Raw genomic sequence first — 1,855 nt, 5'->3', positions numbered from 1 at the left:
AGCGCCGTGGCGATGGCCTTGCCCATGGCGATGGCGGGGAAGATGACCCCGATCGCGATGGCCGCGACCGCCGCGATGGTCGAAACGAGTACGAACGTGTTCATGTCATTCATCCTTAAAAAACCTCACCGCAAAGGCGCAAAGGCGCAGAGATCGCAAAGTAAACGACGTATTGATCGCACTTCATCATTCACCCTGAAGGGCTGTGCGACAAACACGAACTGCTCGCGTAGCGCTTTGCTTTTCTTTGCGAACCTTTGCATCTTTGCGCCTTTGCGGTGAAAAACTGGGCTCTTGAGGTTCACTTGTCTTCTCCTCCGTTATCCGGTTGATGAGGATGGTTCGTAACCTGCGACTGCATGCCGCTGGCGATGTAGATCAGGGCCAGCGTGCCGAAGATGTAGGCCTGCACGAGCGCTTCGAGCACGTGCAGCATCATCACCGGCACGGGAATCAGCAGCCCGGCGACGAGCAACATGAGCATCGCAGCCATCTCCAGGCTCATGATGTTGCCGAACAGCCGGACGGCCAGCGCCAGCGTGCGCGAGAACTCGCCGAGCAGGTGGAAGGGCAGCAGGATGGGGTTGGGCGACAGGTAGTGCTGAAGGTAGGCGCGCAGCCCGGCGCTGCGGATGCCGAACCAGTGCACCGACAGGAAGACGACGATGGCCAGCGCGGCGGTCGTGGACAAGTCGCCGGTCGGCGCGTGCAGCCCGGGAATCAGCCCGGTGAGGTTGGCGACGGCGACGAACAGCCAGAGCGTGCCGACGAACGGGGCGAGCAGCACCGCCCGTTCCGGCGCCACCGCGGCGATGCCCGACTGCACCGACTGCACCGCGCCTTCGAGCGCCGTCTGCCACAGGCCCGGTTGTTCGATGACCAGACGGCGCGTCGCCAGCCAGCTGCCGAGGCCGAGAAGCGCGAGGATGCCCCAGCTGGTCACCACCGTCCGCGTGATGCCGAAGGGGCCGATGTAGAAGAGGATGCCCAGCGATTCCATCACCAGTACTTCCGCACGAAGACGATGACGTTGAAGATGCCCAGCGCCAGGCCGAGGAGGATGAGATTGATTGACCAGCGTGTCGAATACCCCTCGTTCAGGCCGTCGAGCCACTCCCCGAGGTAGGCGCCGCCGATCAGCGGCACGAGGAAGAGGACCGACAGCGTGCCGAGAAAGACCGTCTGGCCGAGCAGCGACCGGCGCTCCTTCTCCGCCGCCTTCAACCTTGCCGCGTCGCGCCCGACACCGTTGCGCCACTCCTGATCGTTCATTCTGAAAACCTCACCGCAAAGGCGCAAAGGCGCAGAGATCGCGAAGGAAACAACGCGCTGACGCCACCTGATTTGTTCTCCCGACTGGTCGTTGCAGGCAGCACATGCAGAAAAAGCAGCTCGCACAGCGTTCGGTTTCTCTTTGCGTCCCTTCGCGCCTTTGCGCCTTTGCGTTGAAAAATCGAGCTCTTTGAGGACATCACAGACTCCGGTTGAGTTGATGCAAGCGCCGAAGCAGCTCCTGCTCGAGTTGCCGGATGTTGTCCTTGACGGCCTTGAGCGCGTGTTCTTCCTCGGTGAGCTTGCCGACCAGCAGACCCGAAATCCGGCCGTAATCGTCGTCTACCAGGTAGCGCCGCGTATTGAGGCAGAGCGCGTTGTGCTCGAACGACAGGACGGCGCCCGGGCAGGCGATGAATTTCCAGGGGCCGTCGGCGACGCGAAAGCGCGCCAGGCCAAAACTCAGGATGGTCATGAAGCCGGCGCGCCCCGGGAGGATGCCAAAGCTGCCGCTGGCGTCCTGGCCGACGAAGCTGGTCACCGCCTCGATGCGCTCGTAGCGGATCGCGCTTTGCAGGTGCAG

Annotated in this window: 3 protein-coding genes; all 3 read right to left on the bottom strand. The window is 62.7% G+C overall.

What is annotated here, in order from left to right; genetic code table 11:
- Nucleotides 1-301: 301 nt before the first annotated feature.
- Nucleotides 302-1,000, bottom strand: coding sequence for a F0F1 ATP synthase subunit A (locus tag KBA32_RS15690; protein ID WP_294360880.1), 699 nt, complete (start codon nt 998-1,000; stop codon nt 302-304).
- Complete coding sequence (locus KBA32_RS15685; protein ID WP_294360878.1) at nt 1,000-1,272, bottom strand: AtpZ/AtpI family protein; 273 nt, start codon at nt 1,270-1,272, stop codon at nt 1,000-1,002. The genes KBA32_RS15690 and KBA32_RS15685 overlap by 1 nt, the downstream gene beginning before the upstream one ends.
- Nucleotides 1,273-1,471: 199 nt before the next feature.
- Nucleotides 1,472-1,855 (bottom strand): hypothetical protein (locus tag KBA32_RS15680; RefSeq protein WP_294360876.1); only part of this gene is annotated, 384 nt, incomplete at its 5' end.

The sequence above is a fragment of the Propionivibrio sp. genome (genome assembly GCF_017995515.1).
Taxonomy (GTDB): domain Bacteria; phylum Pseudomonadota; class Gammaproteobacteria; order Burkholderiales; family Rhodocyclaceae; genus Propionivibrio.
This window is presented reverse-complemented; position numbering and strand designations above follow the sequence as displayed.

What these genes read in the sequence shown, in the direction of transcription:
- KBA32_RS15685 (WP_294360878.1), bottom strand. Translation starts at nt 1,272, where the DNA reads ATGAACGATCAGGAGTGGCGCAACGGTGTCGGGCGCGACGCGGCAAGG.
- KBA32_RS15690 (WP_294360880.1), bottom strand. Translation starts at nt 1,000, where the DNA reads ATGGAATCGCTGGGCATCCTCTTCTACATCGGCCCCTTCGGCATCACG.